The 20,571-nt window shown below is 74.9% G+C and carries 5 protein-coding genes; all 5 read left to right on the forward strand.

The window, feature by feature from the left end:
- The first annotated feature begins 2 nt into the window (after positions 1-2).
- The 5 genes from ABZS58_RS33995 (at position 3) to ABZS58_RS34015 (ending at position 20,539) form a co-directional block, all read left to right on the forward strand.
- Positions 3-1,208, forward strand: coding sequence for a macrolide family glycosyltransferase (locus tag ABZS58_RS33995; protein ID WP_354787348.1), 1,206 nt, complete (start codon positions 3-5; stop codon positions 1,206-1,208).
- Positions 1,205-1,993 carry an FkbM family methyltransferase gene (locus ABZS58_RS34000; RefSeq protein ID WP_354787349.1) on the forward strand — a complete coding sequence of 263 codons (789 nt, stop codon included), beginning with the start codon at positions 1,205-1,207 and terminating at the stop codon, positions 1,991-1,993. Before ABZS58_RS33995 ends, ABZS58_RS34000 begins: the two co-directional genes overlap by 4 nt.
- Positions 1,993-2,988 (forward strand): Gfo/Idh/MocA family oxidoreductase, encoded by a 996-nt coding sequence (locus tag ABZS58_RS34005; RefSeq protein WP_354787350.1) that lies wholly within the window; start codon positions 1,993-1,995, stop codon positions 2,986-2,988. The genes ABZS58_RS34000 and ABZS58_RS34005 overlap by 1 nt, the downstream gene beginning before the upstream one ends.
- Before the next feature lie 229 nt (positions 2,989-3,217).
- Positions 3,218-6,241 carry a non-ribosomal peptide synthetase gene (locus ABZS58_RS34010; protein ID WP_354787351.1) on the forward strand — a complete coding sequence of 1,008 codons (3,024 nt, stop codon included), beginning with the start codon at positions 3,218-3,220 and terminating at the stop codon, positions 6,239-6,241.
- A gap of 84 nt (positions 6,242-6,325) precedes the next feature.
- The gene (locus ABZS58_RS34015; RefSeq protein ID WP_354787352.1) at positions 6,326-20,539 is read left to right on the forward strand and encodes a type I polyketide synthase; all 14,214 of its coding nucleotides are present in this window, start codon (positions 6,326-6,328) and stop codon (positions 20,537-20,539) included.
- Positions 20,540-20,571 lie beyond the last annotated feature (32 nt).

Below are 20,571 nucleotides of genomic sequence, written 5' to 3' on the forward strand. Positions count from 1 at the left end.
CGGTGGCGCACGTGGCGTTCTTCGCCCCGCCGTCCGCGGGGCACATCAACCCGACCCTCGGCCTGGCCGCCGAGCTGCTGCGCCGTGGCCACCGCGTCACCTACGCCACCACCGGCGACTACGCCGGGCGGGTCGGCGAGGTCAGCTCCGACGTCGTGGAGTACACCGAGCGGCACGCCGGGGACTTCCGCAACTTCCAGTTCTCCGGCCGGAGCCTCGTGGACGCGATGGCGGCCAGCCTCGCCGAGACCGAGGCGTTGCTGCCGGTGCTGCGGTCCGCGTTCCCGACCCCGCCGGACGTCGTCGTCTACGACAACGCCGCCTGGTGGGGCCGGCTGCTCGCCGCCGAGTGGAAGACCCCGGCGGTGCAGGTCTCGCCGATGCTCGTCTCCAACGACCAGTGGTCGATGAGCGAGCGATACACGAAACTCAGCGTCCTGCAGCCGCGCCTGTGGCTGTTCCTGGCCCGCCTCGGCGGGTTCCTGCGCAAGCTCGGCACCGACGTCACGCCGAAGCAGCTGCTGACCGGCGACGGCGCGTCCCGCCGGGTGGTGTTCATCCCGCGCGAGTTCCAGTTCCGCGGCGAGACGTTCGACGACACGTACCACTTCGTCGGGCCCTGCCTGTTCGAGCGCAGGTTTCTCGGCACGTGGGACCGCGCCGACGACCGGCGGCCGCTGATCCTGGTCACCCTCGGCACGATCTACAACCAGAACCCGCAGTTCTTCCGCACCTGCATGGACGCCTGCGCCGACCTCGGCGGGCACGTCGTCATCGCCGTCGGCGACGGTGTCGACCTCGACGCGCTCGGCACCCCGCCGGCCAATGTGGAGCTGCGGCGGTTCGTCGCGCAGCTGCACGTGCTGGAGCACGCCGACCTGTTCATCACGCACGCCGGGATGGGCAGCACCATGGAGGCGCTGTTCCACGGCGTGCCGATGCTGGCCGTGCCGCAGATGGCGGAGGAGCAGGCGAACGCCGACCGGATCGCCGAGGTCGGCGCCGGGCGGGTCGTCGCCACAGAGGGTCTCACCACGCAGTCCCTGCGGGCCGAGATCGAGCGGATGCTCGCCGACACGGCGATCCGGCAGCGGGCACTGGAGCTGCGCGACGCGACCCGCGCCGCCGGCGGTGCCGTCGCGGCGGCCGACTGCGTCGAGGACTCGCTGCACGCCGCCGGACATCTTGAGGAGAGTGCCACACCATGACCGCAGCCCAGCATGAGCCGCAGCGCGTCGAGCTGCCGGACGGCCGTCTCGTCGCCGTCACCAACCCGCAGGACGTCCTGGTCTGGCCCAGCCTGAGCGAGGACTCGCCGTACGCCGACGGCATCGCCGACCTCGGTGACGGTGACGTCGTCATCGACGTCGGCGCGCACATCGGGCTCACCGCCCTGTACTTCACCGACAAGGTCCCTGGCGTGCGGGTCCTGGCGTTCGAGCCGGCCCGCCGCACGAACGCGTGCGTCGCCGACAACGCGGCCCGGCTGATGCCCGGCGTGCGCGTCTTCGACGTCGCGCTCGGCGCGGAGCCCGGCACCGCCGAGCTCACGTTCCTGCCCAACCACACGATGATGGCGACGATCGTCAGCGACGACGCCGACGACGAGCGCAACATGACCGCGGTGCTGAGCAACTTCGGCGTCGACGACGACACCCGCGAGCAGTTCTGGCGCGACTTCCGCGACGGCGCCGAGCGGTACCCGGTCCAGGTCCGCACCCTCGCCGACATCCTGGACGACGAGGGCATCACCGAGGTCGGCCTGCTCAAGATCGACGTCGAGCGCGGCGAGCTGCCGGTCCTGCGGGGCCTGCGCGCCGAGCAGTGGCCCGGGGTCCGCCGGGTCGTCGCCGAGGTCCACGCCGTCGACGGCAACCTCGACGCCGTCGTCGAGCTGCTGCACCGGCAGGGCTACAGCACGAAGGTCTTCCAGGAGGACGTCTTCGTCGGCGGCAGCGTCCACATCGTCTCCGCCGTCCGGCCCGGCACCTGATGGCGTCGCGGACGGTGCGCTTCGGCGTCCTCGGCTGCTCCTCCGTCGCCCGGCGGCGCAGCATCCCCGCCCTGGTCTCGCACCCGGGGGCGACGCTCACCGCGGTCGCCAGCCGCGACCCGGAGAAGGCCAAGGCGTTCGCCGCCGAGTTCGGCTGCGCCGCCACCGGCTACGACGAGCTGCTCGCCCGCGACGACGTCGACGCCGTCTACGTGCCGCTGCCCACCGCGCTGCACGTGCCGTGGGGACTGAAGGTCCTCGCCGCCGGCAAGCACCTGCTGCTGGAGAAGCCGTCGGCGACGTCCGCGGCCGGCACCCGCGAGCTCGTGCGCGCCGCCACCGAACGGGACCTGCTGCTGCGGGAGAACTTCACGTTCCTGCACCACCCCCAGCACGCCACGGTCGCGCGGCTGCTCGCCGAGGGCCGCCTGGGGCAGCTGCGGTCCTTCAGCGGCTCCTTCTGTTTCCCGCCGCTGCCGGCCACCGACATCCGCTACGACGCGGCGCTGGGCGGCGGCAGCCTCCTGGACGCCGGTGTCTACCCGATCCGCGCCGCGCAACTGCTCCTCGGCGACGACCTGACCGTCGTCGGCGGCAGCCTGCGCGTCGACGGCCGCACCGGCGTCGACGTGGCCGGGCACGCGCTGCTCGTGTCCGCCGCCGGGGTCCTCGCCGACGTCAAGTTCGGCTTCGAGCACACCTACGGCGCCTCGTACTCGCTGTGGGGCAGCACCGCCCGGCTGATCCTGGACAAGGCGTTCACGCCGGCCGCGACGTGGCAGCCGGTGCTGCGCGTCGACGAGCAGGACCACAGCGAGGAGTTCACCCTGCCCGCCGGGCACCAGTTCCTCGGTGCGGTCGCCTCGTTCACCGACGCGGTGCTCGCCGGCCGCACCGCCGGCCACGCGGACGAGGTCGCCGGGTTGCGCTCCATGGTGCGCACCATGGAGCTGGTCGAGGACGTCGTCCGCGTCGCGACCCGGGTCCCGGCCTAGAGGTTCTGCCGCAGACCGTCCCAGGCGGGAGCCGCGGGGCGCGGAGGGCTTAAGGGTTCTCCTAGAGATCGTCCTCGGCGGCGCTGTGGGCAGTGGCGGCGCACCATACTTCGTCTCAGAAGTCGAAGCCGCCGCACACATGCGGCGCGGACGCGCCACAGCGGCGGGCGGGACGGCGACTGGTGCGTCGTCCGCCGCCCGCCGCCGGCGCGGCGAGAGGGAGGCCGACTTGCCGTCCACCGATCAGCGCCAGAGCTCCACGTTCCGCCGGGCGGTCTCGCCCGTCGAATGGTGGATCGCCGCGCATCCGCGCGGTGCCGTGCCGGTGCTGCAGGTCGCCGTCGAGGGCACCGGTGCGCTCGACCCCGACCGGCTCGCCGAGGCGGTCACCGCCGCGTCGGACGCGTGCCCCGGCACCCGGCTCGCCCGCAAGGGCCGGGCGTGGGTCGACACCGGACGGCCGCCCGCGGTCCGGCACGCGGAGGTCGCCGGCGACGTGCCCGTACATCGGCTGCCGGAGCTGCAGGAGCCACTGCTGCACCGCGGCGGGCCGACGTGCGAGGTCCTCTACGTCGGCGGTCCCGATCCGGCGGTCGTGTTCCGCGCCTCCCACGCCGTGATGGACGCCGGCGGGGTGCTGCTGTGGGCGGCCGACGTGTTCCGCGCCCTGCGCGGCGAGCCGCTCACCGGCGCCACCGACACCGTCACCGAGGTCGACCTGCTGCCGCCGCTGACGCACAAGCCGACCCCGCCGGGCCTGCGGTATCCGGCGCTGCTCGGCGAGCGGACACCCGGCACGCCGCGGCGGACCCTGTGGCTTCGCCGCAGCGTCGACGGCTACCACGCGGGCCTCATCGCCCGGCTCGCCACCGCGATCGCACCGCTGTGCGGCGACGGCGACGCCCAGTTCGCGGTGCCGGTCAACCTGCGCCGCTACGCCCCGCAGACCCGCTCCACCGCCAGCCTCTCGCACAGCCTGCCCTTCACCGTGCCCGCCGGGCAGGACTGGGAGGCGACCCACGAGCGGCTGCTGACGATGCTCGCCGAGGAACGCGACGCGCAGGCCCGCCTCGACCCGGCCGTGCTGAAGATCCCGCAGCCGGTCCTGCGGTTCATCAACGGCGCCCTGGACAGCAAGGCCGCCAAGCAGAACCTGTACCCGTCGCACGCGTCCCTGGCGCACCTCGGCCGGGTCGACGTCGAGGACTTCAGCACCGCCGGGTTCGCCGCGACCGCCCTGTACTCGCTGTCCAGCAGCCCGGCCGGCGGGCCCGTCGAGCTCGACGCCGTCGAGTGCGCCGGGCACACCGAGATCACCCTGAGCTGGCACGACGGACCGGGCATTGAGGAGAAGGCGACCGCGCTGCTGGACCGGATCGAGGAGGCGCTGTCCCCGGCGGCGCTGCGTCCCGGATCCACTGTGGACGTCACGGGGCCCGGCACCGTCCTACCGGCGTTCGCCGCGCAGTGCGCCGCCACACCCGACGCGCTCGCCGTCAGCGGCCCCGACGGCGACCTCACCTACGCGGAGCTCGACCGGCGGTCCCGGGTCGTCGCCACCGCGCTGCGGGCCCGTGGCATCGGTCGTGAGGACGTCGTCGGCGTGCTCGCCGACCGCACCGCCGCCGCCGTCGCCGCCATCTGGGGTGTCGTGCGGGCCGGCGCCGCGTATCTGCCGCTGGACGTGCAGCACCCCGACGCCCGCCTGGCCGGGATCCTCGCCGACGCGCAGGCCCCGGTCTGCCTCGTGCAGCGCCCGCACGACACGCGCGCCGTCGTCCCCGACGGCTGCGCCACCCTGCTGCTCGACGAGCTGACCGGCGAGCCGCCCGTCGACTGGACCGAGCCCGCCACGTCGCCCGGCGACCTGATCTACGTCATCTACACCTCCGGCTCGACCGGCCGGCCCAAGGGCGTGGAGATCGAGCACCGCTCCCTCGCCAACTACGCCGCGTGGGCCACGCCCTACCTCGGCGTCGACGCGTCCACCCGGATGCCGCTGCTGACCTCGTTTGCGTTCGACGTCTCGTGTACGACGCTGTTCCTGCCGCTCCTCGTGGGTGGCACGGTCCTGCTGCCCCGCGGCGACCTCAACCACGCGACGCTGCGCACGCTGCTCACCGACGACGCGCCGACGGTGCTGACGATGACGCCGTCGCTGCTGGAGCTGATCTGCGAGCTCGACGTGCGCCCGGACACCGTGCGGGTCGTCGCCGCCGCGGGGGAGGTGCTGCGCACCGGCGTCGCCGTGCAGGCACTCGACATGTTCGGCCCCGAATGCCGGGTGATGAACCTGTACGGCCCCACCGAGGCCACCATCGAGTGCCTCGCGCACACGTTCGACCCCGCCACCGACAAGGCCGCCGGGGTGCCGATCGGCGTGCCGCCGGCCGGCTGCACCGCCCACGTCCTGGACGCGCAGCACCGGTTCGTCGCGCCCGGCGAGGCCGGTGAGCTGCACATCGGCGGTGTCCAGCTGGCCCGTGGCTACCGGGGCCGGCCGGACCTGACCCGGAACCGGTTCGTGCGCCTCGCCGACGGTACCCGCGTCTACCGCACCGGCGACATCGTCCGCGTCATCGACGCCGGGGTGGTCGAGTTCCTCACCCGCGCCGACGACCAGGTGAAGGTGCTGGGCAACCGGATCGAGCCGGCCGAGATCGCGCAGGCCCTGGAGGACCACCCGACGGTCAGCCGGGCCGCGGTCCTCGCCCGTAGCCGGCCCGGCGGCGAGCACAAGCTGCTGTGCGCCTACGTCGTGGGCGACGCGCCCGACCCCGCGCAGCTGCAGGCGTTCGTGGCCGAACGGCTGCCCAGGTACATGGTGCCGGCCACCGTGACCGTCGTGGCCGAGCTGCCTCGTACCGTCAACGGCAAGATCGACGTGAAGGCGCTGCCGGACCCGTTCGCGGGTGTCGACGAGCCCGCCGCCGATCATTCCGGCAGGGACGAGATCACCCGCGCCGTCGCCGGGATCTGGTCCGCGACCCTGGGCGTCGACCCCGACCGCCTCGCCGACGACACCGACTTCCACCAGCTCGGCGGCGACTCGCTGCTGATGCTGTCGATGGTCGGCGCCGTCTGCCGCGACGTCGTCGGCGCCGCCGCCGAGCCGCTGTTCATGGCCCGCCTCGGTGAGATCGTGCGGGAGCCGACGATCGCCCGGGTCGCCGCCGTCGCCCGCGACGCCGCTTCGGCTTCGATCGCGCCGATCCCCACGCAGGCGAAGCCGGTCGAGACCGTCAGCGCCTGAGGCCCGACCGCAGGGACCGACCGACCACCCACCGTGCGTCCCGGCCGCCGGGCACCCGCACGCTGTCACGAGGAGCCGAGCGAGATGGCGAACGAGGACAAGCTCCGCGACTACCTCAAGCGGGTGACGGCCGACCTGCGCCAGGCCAACCGGCGTATCCGGGAGTTCGAGGAACGCGACCGGGAGCCGATCGCCGTCGTCGGCATCGGCTGCCGGTTCCCCGGCGGTGTCACCGGCCCCGACGCGCTCTGGGACCTGGTCGTCGGCGAGCGCGACGCCGTCACCGGCGTGCCGGTCAACCGCGGCTGGGACTTCGACCGCATCTACGACCCGACCCCGGGCCGTCCCGGCCGCACGTACGCCCGCGACGGTGGCTTCCTGCACGATGCCGACGCGTTCGACGCCGGCTTCTTCGGCATCTCCCCGCGCGAGGCCCTCGCCATGGACCCGCAGCAGCGGCTGCTGCTGGAGACCACGTGGGAGGCCCTGGAGGACGCCGGGATCGACCCGGAGCGCGTCCGCGACACCGACACCGGCGTGTTCGTCGGCGCCAGCCACCAGGGATACGGCACCGCCACCGCGGGCGCCCCCGAAGGCGTCGAGGGGCACCTGCTGACCGGCGGTGCCGCGGCCGTGCTGTCCGGGCGGCTCGCGTACACGTTCGGCACCCGGGGCCCCGCCGTCACCGTCGACACCATGTGCTCGTCGTCGCTCGTCGCGCTGCACCTCGCGGTCCGCTCGCTGCGGGCGGGGGAGTGCGGCATGGCCGTCGTCGGCGGCGCCACCGTCATGGCGGTCCCGCAGTCGTTCGTCGAGTTCTCCCGCCAGCGTGGCCTGGCCCCCGACGGCCGCTGCAAGGCGTTCTCCGACGATGCCGACGGCACCGGCTGGGGCGAGGGCGTCGGCGTGCTGCTGCTGCAGCGCCTGTCCGACGCGGTCGCCGCCGGCCACCGGGTCCTCGCCGTCGTCCGCGGGTCCGCGGTGAACCAGGACGGTGCCTCCAACGGTCTGACGGCCCCGAACGGTCCGGCGCAGCAGCGGGTCATCCGCGCCGCCCTCACCGACGCGGGCCTGGAGGCGTCCGACGTGGACGCGGTCGAGGCGCACGGCACCGGCACCACCCTCGGCGACCCGATCGAGGCCGAGGCGCTGCTCGCCACGTACGGGCAGGGCCGCCAGACGCCGCTGTGGCTCGGCACCCTGAAGTCGAACCTCGGCCACACGCAGGCCGCCGCCGGTGTCGCCGGGGTCATCAAGGCCGTCCTCGCGATGCGGCACGGCATCCTGCCCCGCACGCTGCACGTCAGTGCCCCGTCGTCGAAGGTCGACTGGTCCGCGGGGGCGGTGCGGCTGCTGACCGACGCGCAGCCGTGGCCCGCCACCGACCGGCCGCGCCGCGTCGGCGTCTCCGCGTTCGGCGCCAGCGGCACCAACGCCCACGTGCTGCTGGAACAGGCGCCCGCAACGGCTGAAGCCCTCTCCCCGTCGCGTTCGCTGCTTCCGCTGCTGCCGTTGACCCTCTCGGCGCGGACCGCGGAGGCGCTGCCGGCCCAGGCCGCCGCCCTGGCCGCGTTCATCGACGAGCACCCAGGGCTCGACGCCGCCGACGTCGCCGTGACGCGCGCGACCGCCCGGGCGCACCTGGAGCACCGGGCCGTCGTGCTCGGCGCCGACCGGGCCGCGCTGACCCGCGGCCTCGCCGCGCTCGCGGCAGGCGAGCCGGACCCGGACGTCGTCACCGGCACCGCCGACCTCGAGGCCGTCCCGGCGATGCTGTTCACCGGCCAGGGCGCGCAGTTCCCCGGCATGGGTCGCGGCCTCTACACGGCCTTCCCGGTGTTCGCCGCCGCGTACGACGCGGTGTGTGCGCACATCACAGGCCTGCGCGACGTGTCGGGGGAGCTGCTCGACGAGACACGGTGGACACAGCCGGCGCTCTTCGCCGTCGAGGTCGCGGTGTACCGGCTGCTGGAGTCCTGGGGGCTGCGGCCCGGCTTCCTCCTCGGCCACTCCATCGGCGAGCTGGCCGCGGCGCACGTCGCCGGGGTCTGGTCGCTTGCTGACGCCTGTAAGGTCGTCGAGGCCCGAGGCCGGTTGATGCAGGCGCTGCCCGCCGGTGGCGCGATGGTGGCGATCCAGGCCACCGAGGACGCGGTCCGCGCGGTGCTGGTCGACGGTGCTGAGATCGCGGCGGTCAACGGTCCGGACGCGGTGGTGGTGTCCGGTGACGAGGCGGCCGTGCTCGCTGTCGCCGGTGGCTTCGAGAAGACCAAGCGGCTGCGGGTGTCGCACGCGTTCCACTCGGCGCGGATGGACGGGATGCTCGACGCGTTCCGCGAGGTGCTGTCCACCGTCACGTTCAACCCGCCGGCGATCCCGATCGCCGTCACGTCCACCGGTGACGTGACCGACCCGGAGTACTGGGTCCGGCAGGTCCGCGGCACGGTCCGGTTCGCCGACGCGGTCGATGCCGTCAAGACGAAGGGTGTGACCCGATTCCTGGAGGTCGGCCCTGACGGGGTGCTGTCCGCGCTGGTCGGCGGCGTGCCGGCCATGCGCAAGGGTCGCGACGAGGTCGCCACGATGATGGCGGCGGTCGCGCGGATGCACGTCGCCGGCTGGTCCCCGGACTGGACCGTTATGCTGGCCGGCCGCCAGGTGGGGTTGCCCACCTATGCGTTCCAACGGGACCGGTTCTGGCTCGCCGCCGCCGCCCGCGCATCCACTGTGGATGGCCGGCTCTACCACGAGACGTGGAAGCCCGTCCCCATCGCCGCGCCAGCGCTCGACGGGACCTGGCTGCTCGTCACCCACACCGGCGACCAGCCCCTGCACGACACGCTCACCCGGGCCGGCGCGAACGTCCGCACGCTCACCGTGGACGAGCACGTGGACCGGGCGGCACTCACCGGACACCTGGCCGCCGCCGGGGACGGGGTGACCGGGGTGGTGTCGACCCTCGCCGCGTCCACGACCCCGTCGACCGGCCCGGCGTCGGTCACCGCCGGCGTCACGGACACCCTCACGCTCCTGCAGGCCCTCGGCGACGCGGGCGTCGACGCACCCCTGTGGTGCGTCACCAGCGGCGCCGTCAGCGCCGGCGACGACGTCAGCGACCCGATGCAGGCCGCCGTCTGGGGGCTCGGCCGCGTCGCCGCCCTCGAACACCCCGACCGCTGGGGCGGCCTCATCGACCTGACCGGTGATGTGGACCTGTTGCCCGCTGTACTCGGCGGCGGCGAGGACCAGGTCGCCATCCGTGGCGGCGCGGTGCACGCCCGCCGGATCGCCAGGTCGGCCGGCACCGGCGGGACCCCTGCGGCCTGGCGGCCGCGCGGTGCGGCGCTCGTGACCGGCGGCACCACCGGGCTGGGCGCGCAGACCGCGCGCTGGCTCGCCCGGCACGGTGCCGGCCACCTCGTGCTGCTCAGCCGGCGCGGCGACGACGCACCCGGCGTCGCCGAGCTGCGCGACGAGCTCACCGCCCTCGGCGCGGGGGTCACCGTCGCCGCGTGCGACGTCGCCGACCGGGACGCACTCACCGCGCTCGTCGAGGCCCTCGAGGCCGAACACGGCCCGATCCGCACCGTCGTGCACGCCGCCGGCGTCGGCGTCCTCGGCCGCCTCCGCGACACCACCCCCGCCGACCTCGCCGCCGCGACCGCCGCGAAGCTCGGCGGCGCCGCGAACCTCGACGCCGTCTTCGACCGTGACACCGTCGACCGGTTCGTCATGTACGCCTCCGTCGCCGGCGTCTGGGGCAGCGGCGACCACGGTGCGTACGCCGCCGCGAACGCCTATCTCGACGCGCTCGCCCAGGCCCGCCGTGCCCGCGGCCGCGCCGGGACGTCGATCGCGTGGGGCATCTGGAGCCCGGAGAGCGGCGGCATGGCCCGCGCCGACGTCCGCTCGTCGGCGAACTGGCACGGCATCACCTTCATGGCCCCCGCCGACGCCCTCGACGCCATGCACCACATCCTGGACCGTGACGCGGCCACCGCCGTCGTCGCCGACGTCGACTGGGCGCAGTTCGCCCCGCTGTTCGCCGCCGCCCGGCCCCGCCCGCTCATCGCCGACCTGCCCGACGCCGCCGCGGCGCTCGCCCCGCCCGCGACGCCCACGACCGGTGGGGCGGACGCCGGGCTGCTCGGGCTCGCCTACGCCGACCGGCTCCGCGCCCTGCAGGACCTCGTCCGGGCCGGCGCCGCCACCGCGCTCGGCCACCGGGGCGGCGACGCCGTCGACGGGACCCGCTCGTTCCGCGACCTCGGGTTCGACTCGCTGACCGCCCTGGAACTGCGGGACGCACTGACCCGGCGTACCGGGCTGCGGCTGCCGTCGACCGTCGTCTTCGACTACCCGAGCGTCGACGCGCTCGCCGCGCACCTGCACCACGAACTCGGCGGCGGGACGTCCACGGCCGGCGGAGCGCCGAAGGCCGTGGTCGACGCCGACGAGCCGATCGCGATCGTCGGCATGAGCTGCCGCTTCGCCGGTGGCGTCGAGTCGCCCGCGGACCTCTGGACGCTGCTCAGCGAGGGCGGCGACGCGATCGGCCCGCTGCCCACCGACCGCGGCTGGGACGCCGACAACCTGTACGACCCGGACCCGGACCGTGCCGGGCGCAGCTACGTCCGCGACGGCGGCTTCCTGCGCGACGCCGTCCGCTTCGACCCGTCACTGTTCGGGATCTCGCCGCGGGAGGCCATCGCCATGGACCCGCAGCAGCGGCTGCTGCTCGAGGTCGCCTGGGAGGCGTTCGAGGCCGCCGGCATCGACCACACCACCCTGCGCGGCACTCCGGCGGGCGTGTACGTCGGTGCCGCCGGCGGTGACTACGGCGCCCGGCTGGCGCAGGTCCCCGACGGTGCCGAGGGCCACCTCATCATCGGCACCGAGAGCAGCGTCGCGTCCGGCCGCATCGCCTACACGTTCGGGCTCGAAGGACCGGCCGTCACCGTCGACACCGCCTGCTCGTCGGGTATGGTGGCCACGCACCTGGCCGCGCAGGCGCTGCGCCGCGGCGAATGCGACCTCGCCCTCGCCGGCGGGGTCGCCGTCATGTCGTCGCCGGCCGCGTTCGTCGGGTTCAGCCGGCAGCGCGGGCTCGCCGTCGACGGCCGCTGCAAGGCGTTCTCCGACGACGCGGACGGCATGGGCCTCGCCGAGGGCGCCGGCATGCTCGTCCTGGAGCGGCTCAGCGACGCCCGGGCCCGCGGCCATCGCGTCCTGGCCGTCGTGCGCGGCTCCGCGCTCAACCAGGACGGCGCGTCCAACGGTCTGACGGCCCCGAACGGCCCGGCGCAGCAGCGGGTCATCCGCGCCGCCCTGCACGCCGCGGGGGTCGGACCGTCCGATGTGGACGCCGTCGAGGCGCACGGCACCGGCACCGCCCTCGGCGACCCGATCGAAGCGCAGGCGCTCCTCGCGACCTACGGCCAGGACCGGGACGCCCCGATCTGGCTCGGGTCGCTGAAGTCCAACGTCGGGCACACCCAGGCCGCCGCGGGCATCGGCGGCATCATCAAGATGGTCCTCGCGATGCGGCACGGCGTCCTGCCGAGGACCCTGCACGTGGACGGTCGGCCGTCGACCCACGTCGACTGGACCGCCGGCGCCGTGGAGCTGCTCACCGAGGCACGCGACTGGCCCGAGACCGGCCGTCCGCGCCGGGCCGGGGTGTCGTCGTTCGGGGTGTCCGGCACCAACGCGCACGTCATCCTCGAAGCGCCGGCCGAGCCGTCCGCCGAGCCTCCCGTGAGTTCCGAGCCTGCCGCTGTCCCGGTCCTGCTGTCCGCGCACAACGACGAGGCGCTGCGCGCTCAGGCCGGGCGGCTCGCCACCCACCTGGCGGGCACCGACGACGGTCTCGCCGACGCCGCCTGGTCGCTGTTCACCACGCGGGCCGCGCTGTCGCACCGGGCGGTCGTCGCCGGCACCGACCGGGACGACATCGTGCGGCAGCTGGCCGGGCTCGCCGCCGGTACACCAGCGGCCGCCACCGTCACCGGAGTCACCCGGCCCGGCGGGAAGGTCGCGTTCGTGTTCCCCGGCCAGGGCTCGCAATGGCTCGGCATGGGCGTCGAACTCCTCGCCACCGAGCCGGTGTTCCGCGAGCGGATCGCGGCCTGCGAGGCGGCCCTCGCGCCGTTCGTCGACTGGTCGCTGACCGCGGTGCTGCGCGGCGACGCCGACGCGCCGGGCTTCGACCGGGTCGACGTCGTGCAGCCGGTGCTGTGGGCCGTGATGGTGTCCCTCGCCGCCTGGTGGACGTCCCGCGGCGTCACCCCCGACGTCGTCGTCGGACACTCCCAGGGCGAGATCGCCGCCGCCTGCGTCGCCGGGATCCTCACCCTCGAAGACGCCGCCCGGGTCGTCGCCCTGCGCAGCCAGGCGCTGTCGGTCCTCGCCGGGCGCGGCGGGATGCTGTCCGTCGCGCTGCCGCAGGACCAGGCGGCCGCGCGGCTCACGCCGTGGGTGGACAGGCTCAGCGTCGCGGCCGTCAACGGCACGGCGTCCGTCGTCGTCTCCGGTGACGTGACGGCCCTCGCCGAGCTCGCCGACGCGTGCGCCGCCGACGGGGTCCGCACCCGCCGCGTCGAGGTGGACTACGCCTCGCACTGCGCCCATGTCGAAGCGATCCACGACCAGCTCCTCGACGTGCTCGCGCCCGTCGCCCCGCGCCCGGCGCGGATCGGGTTCCACTCCACGGTCGGCGCCGACGTCACGGACATCGAGCTGGGCGGCGCCGAGTACTGGTACCGCAACCTGCGGCACAGCGTGCGGTTCGCGCCGGCCGTGCGGGACCTCGCCGACCTCGGCGTCACCGTGTTCGTGGAGGTCAGCGCCCACCCGGTGCTGGTCCCCGGCGTCCAGGAGACCCTCGAGGACCTCGACGCCGTGGTCACCGGGACGCTGCGCCGCGACGACGGCGGGCCCGCCAGGCTCCTCACCGCCCTGGGGGCCCTGCACGCGCACGGCACCGCCGTCGACTGGGCATCCGCGTTCGGCGCCGGGCGACGGGTCGTCGACCTGCCGACCTATGCGTTCCAGCGGCAGCGGTACTGGCTGGACGCCCCACCCCCGGCCGCCGCCGGCGACGGCGTGGACGCCCGGTTCTGGCAGCTCGTCGAGCAGCAGGACCTGCGGGAGTTCGCCGCGACGCTCGACGTGGCACCCGACGCCGTCGAAGGGCTGCTGCCGGCGCTGTCCCGGTGGCGCCGGGAGCAGGCGGACCGGGTCGCGCTGGACGCCTGGCGGTACCGCATCCGCTGGCAGCCCCTGTCCGATGCCCCGGCCACGCCGGCGGGGCGGTGGCTGGTCGTGCTGCCCGCCGCGGACCGGGCCGGTGCCTGGACCGGACACCTCGTCGCCCACCTGCTCGCCGCCGGTGTCCGCGCCGATGTGCTGACGCTGCCCGCACACGTGGACCGGGAGACGACGGCCGCGCACCTGCGGACCGCCCTGGACAGCAACCCCGCACCGGACCGGGTCCTGTCGCTGCTGGCCGTCGACGAGCTGCCGCACGCCGCCGGGTCCGCGCTGCCGGCCGGGTTCGTCGCGACGGTGACGCTGCTGCAGGCCCTCGGCGACGTGGGGTGCGCCGCGCCGCTGTGGGTGGCGACCAGCGGCGCTGTCGCCGTCGGCGCCGCGGACGCGGTGAGCGCGCCGCTGCAGGCGATGACGTGGGGGCTCGGCCGCATCGCCGCCCTCGAACACCCGGACCGGTGGGGCGGCCTCGTCGACCTGCCCGCCGACGTCACCGCGGGCACCGTCGCACGGCTCGCCGCGGTCGTCACCGGCCGGGACGGCGAGGACCAGGTCGCCGTCCGCGGCACCGGGACGTACGCGCGCCGCCTCGTCCGCGCCGGCACCGCGACCGCATCCCGCGACGGACGGTGGCGGCCGGACGGGACCGTCCTGGTCACCGGCGGGACCGGTGGCATCGGGGCGCGGCTCGCCCGCTGGCTCGCCGCCGAGGGCGCCGAGCATCTGCTGCTCACCAGCCGCCGCGGCCCCGACGCGCCCGGCGCCGCCGAGCTCGCCCAGGAGCTGCGCGACGGCGGCTGCGACGTCACCGTCGCCGCTGTCGACGTCACCGACCGCGACGCCCTCGCCGCGCTCCTCGCCGGGGTGCCCGAGGAGCGGCCGCTGCGGTCCGTGTTCCACGCCGCCGCCGTCCTCGACGACGGTGTCATCGACGGTGTCACCGCCGAACGGGCCGCCGCCGTCGCCGCACCGAAGTCCGGCGCGGCCCTGCACCTGCACGACCTCACCAGAGACCTGGACCTGAGCGCCTTCGTGCTGTTCTCCTCCCTCGGCGGCACGCTCGGCGGACCCGGGCAGGGCACGTACGCCGCCGCCAACAGCGTCCTCGACGCGCTCGCCCAGCAGCGGCAGGCGGCAGGACTCCCGGCCACCTCCGTCGCCTGGGGCGTCTGGGCCGGCGACGGCCTCGCCGCCGGCGAGACCGGTGAGTCCGCCCGCCGCCAGGGCATGCTCCCGATGGACCCGGGCAAGGCGATCAGCCTCCTGCACCGCGCCCTCGACGACGGCGACACCTGCATCGCGATCGCCGACGTCGACTGGAGCCGGTACGCCCCCGCGTTCACCGCGGCCCGGCCCGGCCCCGCCCTGCGCGACCTGCCGGAGGCCGCACCGCCCGCCGACAGCGCCGCCGGTCAGGGCGTCCCCCTCGGCCGTGAGCTCGCCGGGCTCCCCGCCGCCGAGCAGGAGGCCCGGCTGCTGCGACTCATCCGCCGGCACGCGGGCGCCGTCCTCGGCTTCCAGGAGGACACCGCCGTCGACCCCGGCCGGGCGTTCCGCGACCTCGGCTTCGACTCCCTCACCGCCGTCGAGCTGCGCAACCGGCTCGGCGCCGCCACCGGGCTGCGGCTGCCGGTGACCCTCGTCTTCGACCACCCGACCGCCACCACCCTCACCCGGTTCCTGCTCGGCGAACTCGTCGGAGGCCAGCAGAGCGAAGCTGTCGAGACCGGGCCGCGGGAGGCCGACGACGACCCGATCGCCATCGTCGCGATGACCTGCCGGCTGCCCGGCGGCGTCCACAGCCCCGAAGACCTGTGGCGGATCCTCACCGACGAGGTCGACGCCGTCGGGCCGTTCCCCACCGACCGCGGCTGGGACATCGACCGGCTCTACGACCCGGACCCCGAACGGTCCGGCACGTTCTACACCCGCGAGGGCGGGTTCCTGCACGACGCCGCCGCGTTCGACCCCGGGTTCTTCGGCATCTCCCCGCGCGAGGCCCTCGCCATGGACCCGCAGCAGCGGCTGCTCCTCGAAACGTCGTGGGAGGCGTTCGAACGCGCCGGGATCGACCCCGCGACCGCCCGTGGCAGCCGCACCGGCGTCTTCGTCGGCTCCAACTACCACGACTACGTGTGCCGCCTGCACACCGCGCCCGAGGGCTTCGAGGGGCAGCTCGCGCTGGGCAGCGCCGGCAGCGTCGCCTCGGGCCGCATCTCCTACCTGTTCGGCCTCGAAGGACCGGCGCTGACCGTCGACACGGCCTGCTCGTCGTCGCTGGTCGCGCTGCACCTCGCCATGCAGGCGCTGCGTCGCGGCGACTGCACCCTCGCCCTCGCCGGCGGCGTCACGATCATCTCCTCGACCGACACGTTCGTCGAGTTCAGCCGGCAGCGGGCCCTGTCACCCGACGGCCGGTGCAAGGCGTTCTCCGCCTCCGCCGACGGCGCCGGCTGGGCCGAGGGCGTCGGCCTGGTCCTCGTCGAACGGCTCTCCGATGCCGTCGCCAACGGCCACCCCGTCCTCGCCGTCGTCCGCGGCTCCGCCGTCAACCAGGACGGCGCCTCCAACGGACTCACCGCCCCGAACGGTCCCGCCCAGCAGCGCGTCATCCGGCAGGCCCTCGCCGACGCCGGGCTGCGTCCCGCGGACGTCGACGTCGTCGAGGCGCACGGCACCGGCACGAGCCTCGGCGACCCGATCGAGGCGCAGGCGATCCTCGCGACGTACGGGCAGGACCGCGAGCGGCCGCTGCTGCTGGGCTCGGTGAAGTCGAACCTCGGGCACACCCAGGCCGCGTCCGGCGTCGCCGGGCTGATGAAGATGGTCCTGGCGCTGCGGCACGGGACGGTGCCCCGCACCCTGCACGTCGACGCCCCGTCCCCGCACGTCGACTGGGCGTCCGGCGCCGTCGACCTCGTCACCGAGGCCCGGCCGTGGCCGTCCGGCGACCGGCCGCGTCGCGCCGGAGTGTCGTCGTTCGGCATCTCCGGCACGAACGCGCACGTCATCGTCGAGGAGCCGCCCGCGCTCCTGACCGCCCCCGCCGTCCGTGCCGCGGCGCTGCCCATCGTGCCGGTGCTGGTCTCCGGCCGGTCCGAGGCGGCGCTGGGCGAGCAGTTGGCCCGGCTGGAGTCGTTCGTCGCCGAACGGCCCGGAGTGGACCCCCTCGACGTCGCGTACTCCCTCGCGACGGGCCGGTCGGCGTTCGAGTACCGGGCGGTGCTGCTCGGCGACGTCCCGGTCCGTGGCCGGGTCCGGGACGGCGGTTCGGCGATGCTGTTCACCGGTCAGGGCGCGCAGTGGTCCGGCATGGGACGCGGCCTGTACCAGGCGTTCCCGGTGTTCGCGGCGGCGTACGACGAGGTGTGCGCCCACATCGAGGGGCTTGCTGACGTCGAGGGTGATCTGCTCGACGAGACGCGGTGGACGCAGCCTGCCCTGTTCGCGGTCGAGGTCGCGGTGTACCGCCTCTTGGAGTCGTGGGGTCTCAAGCCTGACTTCCTGCTCGGCCACTCGATCGGTGAGCTGGCCGCCGCGCACGTGGCTGGGGTGTGGTCCCTGGCGGACGCGTGCAGGGTCGTCGAGGCGCGGGGTCGGTTGATGCAGGCGTTGCCGGCTGGTGGTGCGATGGTCGCGGTCCAGGCGTCCGAGGCGGACGTGCGTGCGGTGCTGGTCGATGGCGCGGAGATCGCTGCGGTGAACGGTCCTGACGCGGTGGTGGTCTCCGGTGACGAGGATGCGGTCCTGACCGTTGCCGCGCGGTTCGAGAAGACCAAGCGGCTGCGGGTGTCGCACGCGTTCCATTCGGCGCGGATGGACGGGATGCTCGACGCGTTCCGTGAGGTGCTGCGGAGCGTGACGTTCAACCCGCCGGCTGTCCCGATCGCGGTCACGTCCACCGGTGACGTGACGGATCCGGAGTACTGGGTCCGGCAGGTTCGGGGCACGGTCCGGTTCGCCGACGCGGCCTCGTCATTGACCGCGAAGGGCGTCACACGGTTCCTGGAGGTCGGCCCGGACGGGGTGCTGTCGGCGATGGTCGACGGTGTCCCCGCGATGCGCAAGGGCCGCGACGAGCCGGGCACACTGATGACCGCGGTGGCGCAGGCACACGTCACCGGATGGTCCCCGGACTGGACCACGGTGTTCGCCGGCGGCCGGCAGGTGGAACTGCCCACCTACGCGTTCCAGCGGCAGCGGTACTGGCTCGACGCCCCCGCCGAAGCCGCCGACCCCGCCGCCCTCGGCCTGGACACCGTCCGGCACCCGCTGCTCGGCGCCGGCGTCCCCCTCGCCGACACCGGCGGGCACCTCTTCACCAACCGGCTGTCGATCGCCGACCAGCCGTGGCTCGCCGACCACCGGGTCATGGACACCGTCCTGTTGCCCGGCACCGCCCTCGTCGAGCTCGCCCTGTCCGCCGGCGACGCCGTCGGCTGCGACCGGATCGAGGAGCTCACCCTGCAGGCCCCGCTCGTCCTGCCGGAGCCCGGGGCGCTGCAGTTGCAGGTCACCGTCGGCGCCGCCGACGGGTTCGGCGCCCGGACGCTGCAGGTGCACTCCCGCGACGCCGGCGGCGGCGACGACACGTGGACGGCGCACGCCACCGGCCGCCTCGCCGCCGCCCGCACCTGGGACGCGCCGGACTTCACCGAATGGCCGCCCGCCGGCGCCGAGCCCGTCGACATCGAAGGCCTGTACGACACCCTCGCCGACGCCGGGTTCGACTACGGACCGTCGTTCCAGGCGCTGCGGCGGGTCTGGCGCCGGGACGGTGCCGTCTACGCCGAGGCCGCGCTCGCCGACACCGAACGCGCCGACGCCGGCCGGTACCTCCTGCACCCGGCGCTGCTCGACGCCGCCCTGCACACCCTCGCGTTCGCCGACGGCGTCGCCGGGCGCGGGGTCCTGCCGTTCTCGTTCGAGCGGGTTTCGCTCAGCGCCGTCGGCGCGACCGCGGTGCGGGTCCGGCTCACCAGCAGCGGCAGCGGAAGCGACACCGTGACCGTCGACCTCGCCGACCACACCGGCCGGCCGCTCGCCGCCATCGGCACCCTCGTGTTGCGTCCGGTCACCGCGGATCAGGTGAAGGCGGCCCGATCGCAGTACCACGACTCGCTGTTCCGGGTCGACATGGTCATGAACCCGGTCGCGCCCGCCCGGGACCACACCGGTCGGCGGTGGGCGGTCCTCGGCCTCAACCCGGTCAAGCTCGTCAAGGCGCTCGGCACCACCGGCGCCGCCGTCGAGAGCTACCCGGACCTCGACGCGCTCCGCGACGCGGTCACCGCCGGTGCCGCCGTCCCGGACCGGGTCGTCGTCTCCTGCACCGACCGGCCCGAGGGCGCCGACATGGCGGCCCGGGTCCGCACCGCCACCTACTGGGCCCTCGACCTCGTCCAGGCCTGGCTCGCCGAGGAACGCTTCACCGGCTCCCGCCTCGTCTTCGTCACCCACAGTACCGGCGGCGAAACCGTCGAGGATCTCGCGTGGGCGCCCGTGTGGGGCCTCGTCCGGTCGGCGCTGACCGAGAACCCGGACCGGTTCGTCCTGCTCGACCTCGACGACCGCGACGTGTCCTACGCCGCGCTGCCCGCCGCGCTCATGTGCGGGGAGGGCAACGTCGCCGTCCGCGTCGGCGGTGTCCACGTGCCGAGGCTCGCGAGGGTCGCCGCCGCACCCGGCGTCAACCCGTCGGCGACGTGGGACTCGAAGGGCACCGTCCTGGTCACCGGCGGCACCGGCGACCTCGGTGGGCTCATCGCCCGGCACCTCGCGGGTGAGCACAACGTCCGGCACCTGCTGCTCACCAGCCGCCGCGGTCTCGCCGCCGAGGGTGCGGTCGAGCTGCGGCAGGCGCTGCTCGACCTCGGCGCCGAGGTGACGATCGCCGAGTGCGACGTCGCCGACCGCGACGCCCTCGCCGCGGTCCTCGCCGCGATCCCCGCCGACCGGCCGCTCACCGGTGTCGTGCACACCGCCGGGGTCGTCGACGACGGGGTCGTCTCGGCGCTCACCCGCGAGCAGGTCGACACGGTGCTGCGCCCGAAGGTGGATGCCGCGCTCAACCTCGACGAGCTGACCCGCGATCTGCCGTTGTCGGCGTTCGTACTGTTCAGCTCGATGGCCGGCACGTTCGGCGGCACCGGCCAGGCGAACTACGCGGCCGCGAACACGTTCCTGGACGCGCTCGCCCACCAGCGGCGCGCCGCCGGCCTCCCGGCGCTGTCGCTGGCGTGGGGGCTGTGGGAGCAGGGCAACGGCATGACGGCGAAGCTCGACGGCGGCGACCTGCAGCGGATGGCCCGCGGCGGCCTCGCACCGCTGTCCCACGCCGAAGGGCTCGCGCTGTTCGACGTCGCCTGCGTCGTCGACGAGGCGGTCCTCATCCCGGCACGGCTCGTCATCGACGCGATCCGGGCGGTCGCGGGCATCGAAGCGGTGCCGGCCATCATGCGCGGCCTCGTCGGCCGGCCCACCCGGCAGGCCGTCACCACCGGCGGCCCCGCCGAGCCCGCGGAGACCTTCGCCACCAGGCTCGCCCGGCTCAGCGCCGCGGAACGGCAGCGCACCGTCCTGGACCTGGTCCGCACCGAGGCGGCGGTCGTGCTCGGCTACCCGGGTCCCGACGCCGTCGAACCCGACCGGGGCTTCCTCGAGCTCGGCTTCGACTCCCTCACCGCCCTGGAGCTGCGCAACCGGCTCGCGGCCGCGTCCGGGCTGCGGCTGCCGGCGACGCTGCTGTTCGACTACCCGTCGCCGGACGCGATGGCCGGGCACGTCCTCGGCCACCTCGTCCAGGACGACGCCGACGCCCCGTTCGCGGTCCTCGACGACTTCGAGGCGGCGCTCGCCACAGCACTCGACGAGGACACCCGGGACCGGCTCGCGGGCCGGTTGCAGCTGCTGCTCGCCAAGCTCACCGACCGCGGGACCGGGTCCGGCACCGCCGTCGTCGAGCGGCTCGACACGGCCAGCGACGACGAGATGTTCGCCTTCATCGACAACGATCTCGGCCTTTCGTAGCGCCGCCCTCCCGTTCCCAGAAAGGCCCGATC

The sequence above is a fragment of the Dactylosporangium sp. NPDC005555 genome, assembly GCF_040605635.1.
Taxonomy (GTDB): Bacteria; Actinomycetota; Actinomycetes; order Mycobacteriales; family Micromonosporaceae; genus Dactylosporangium.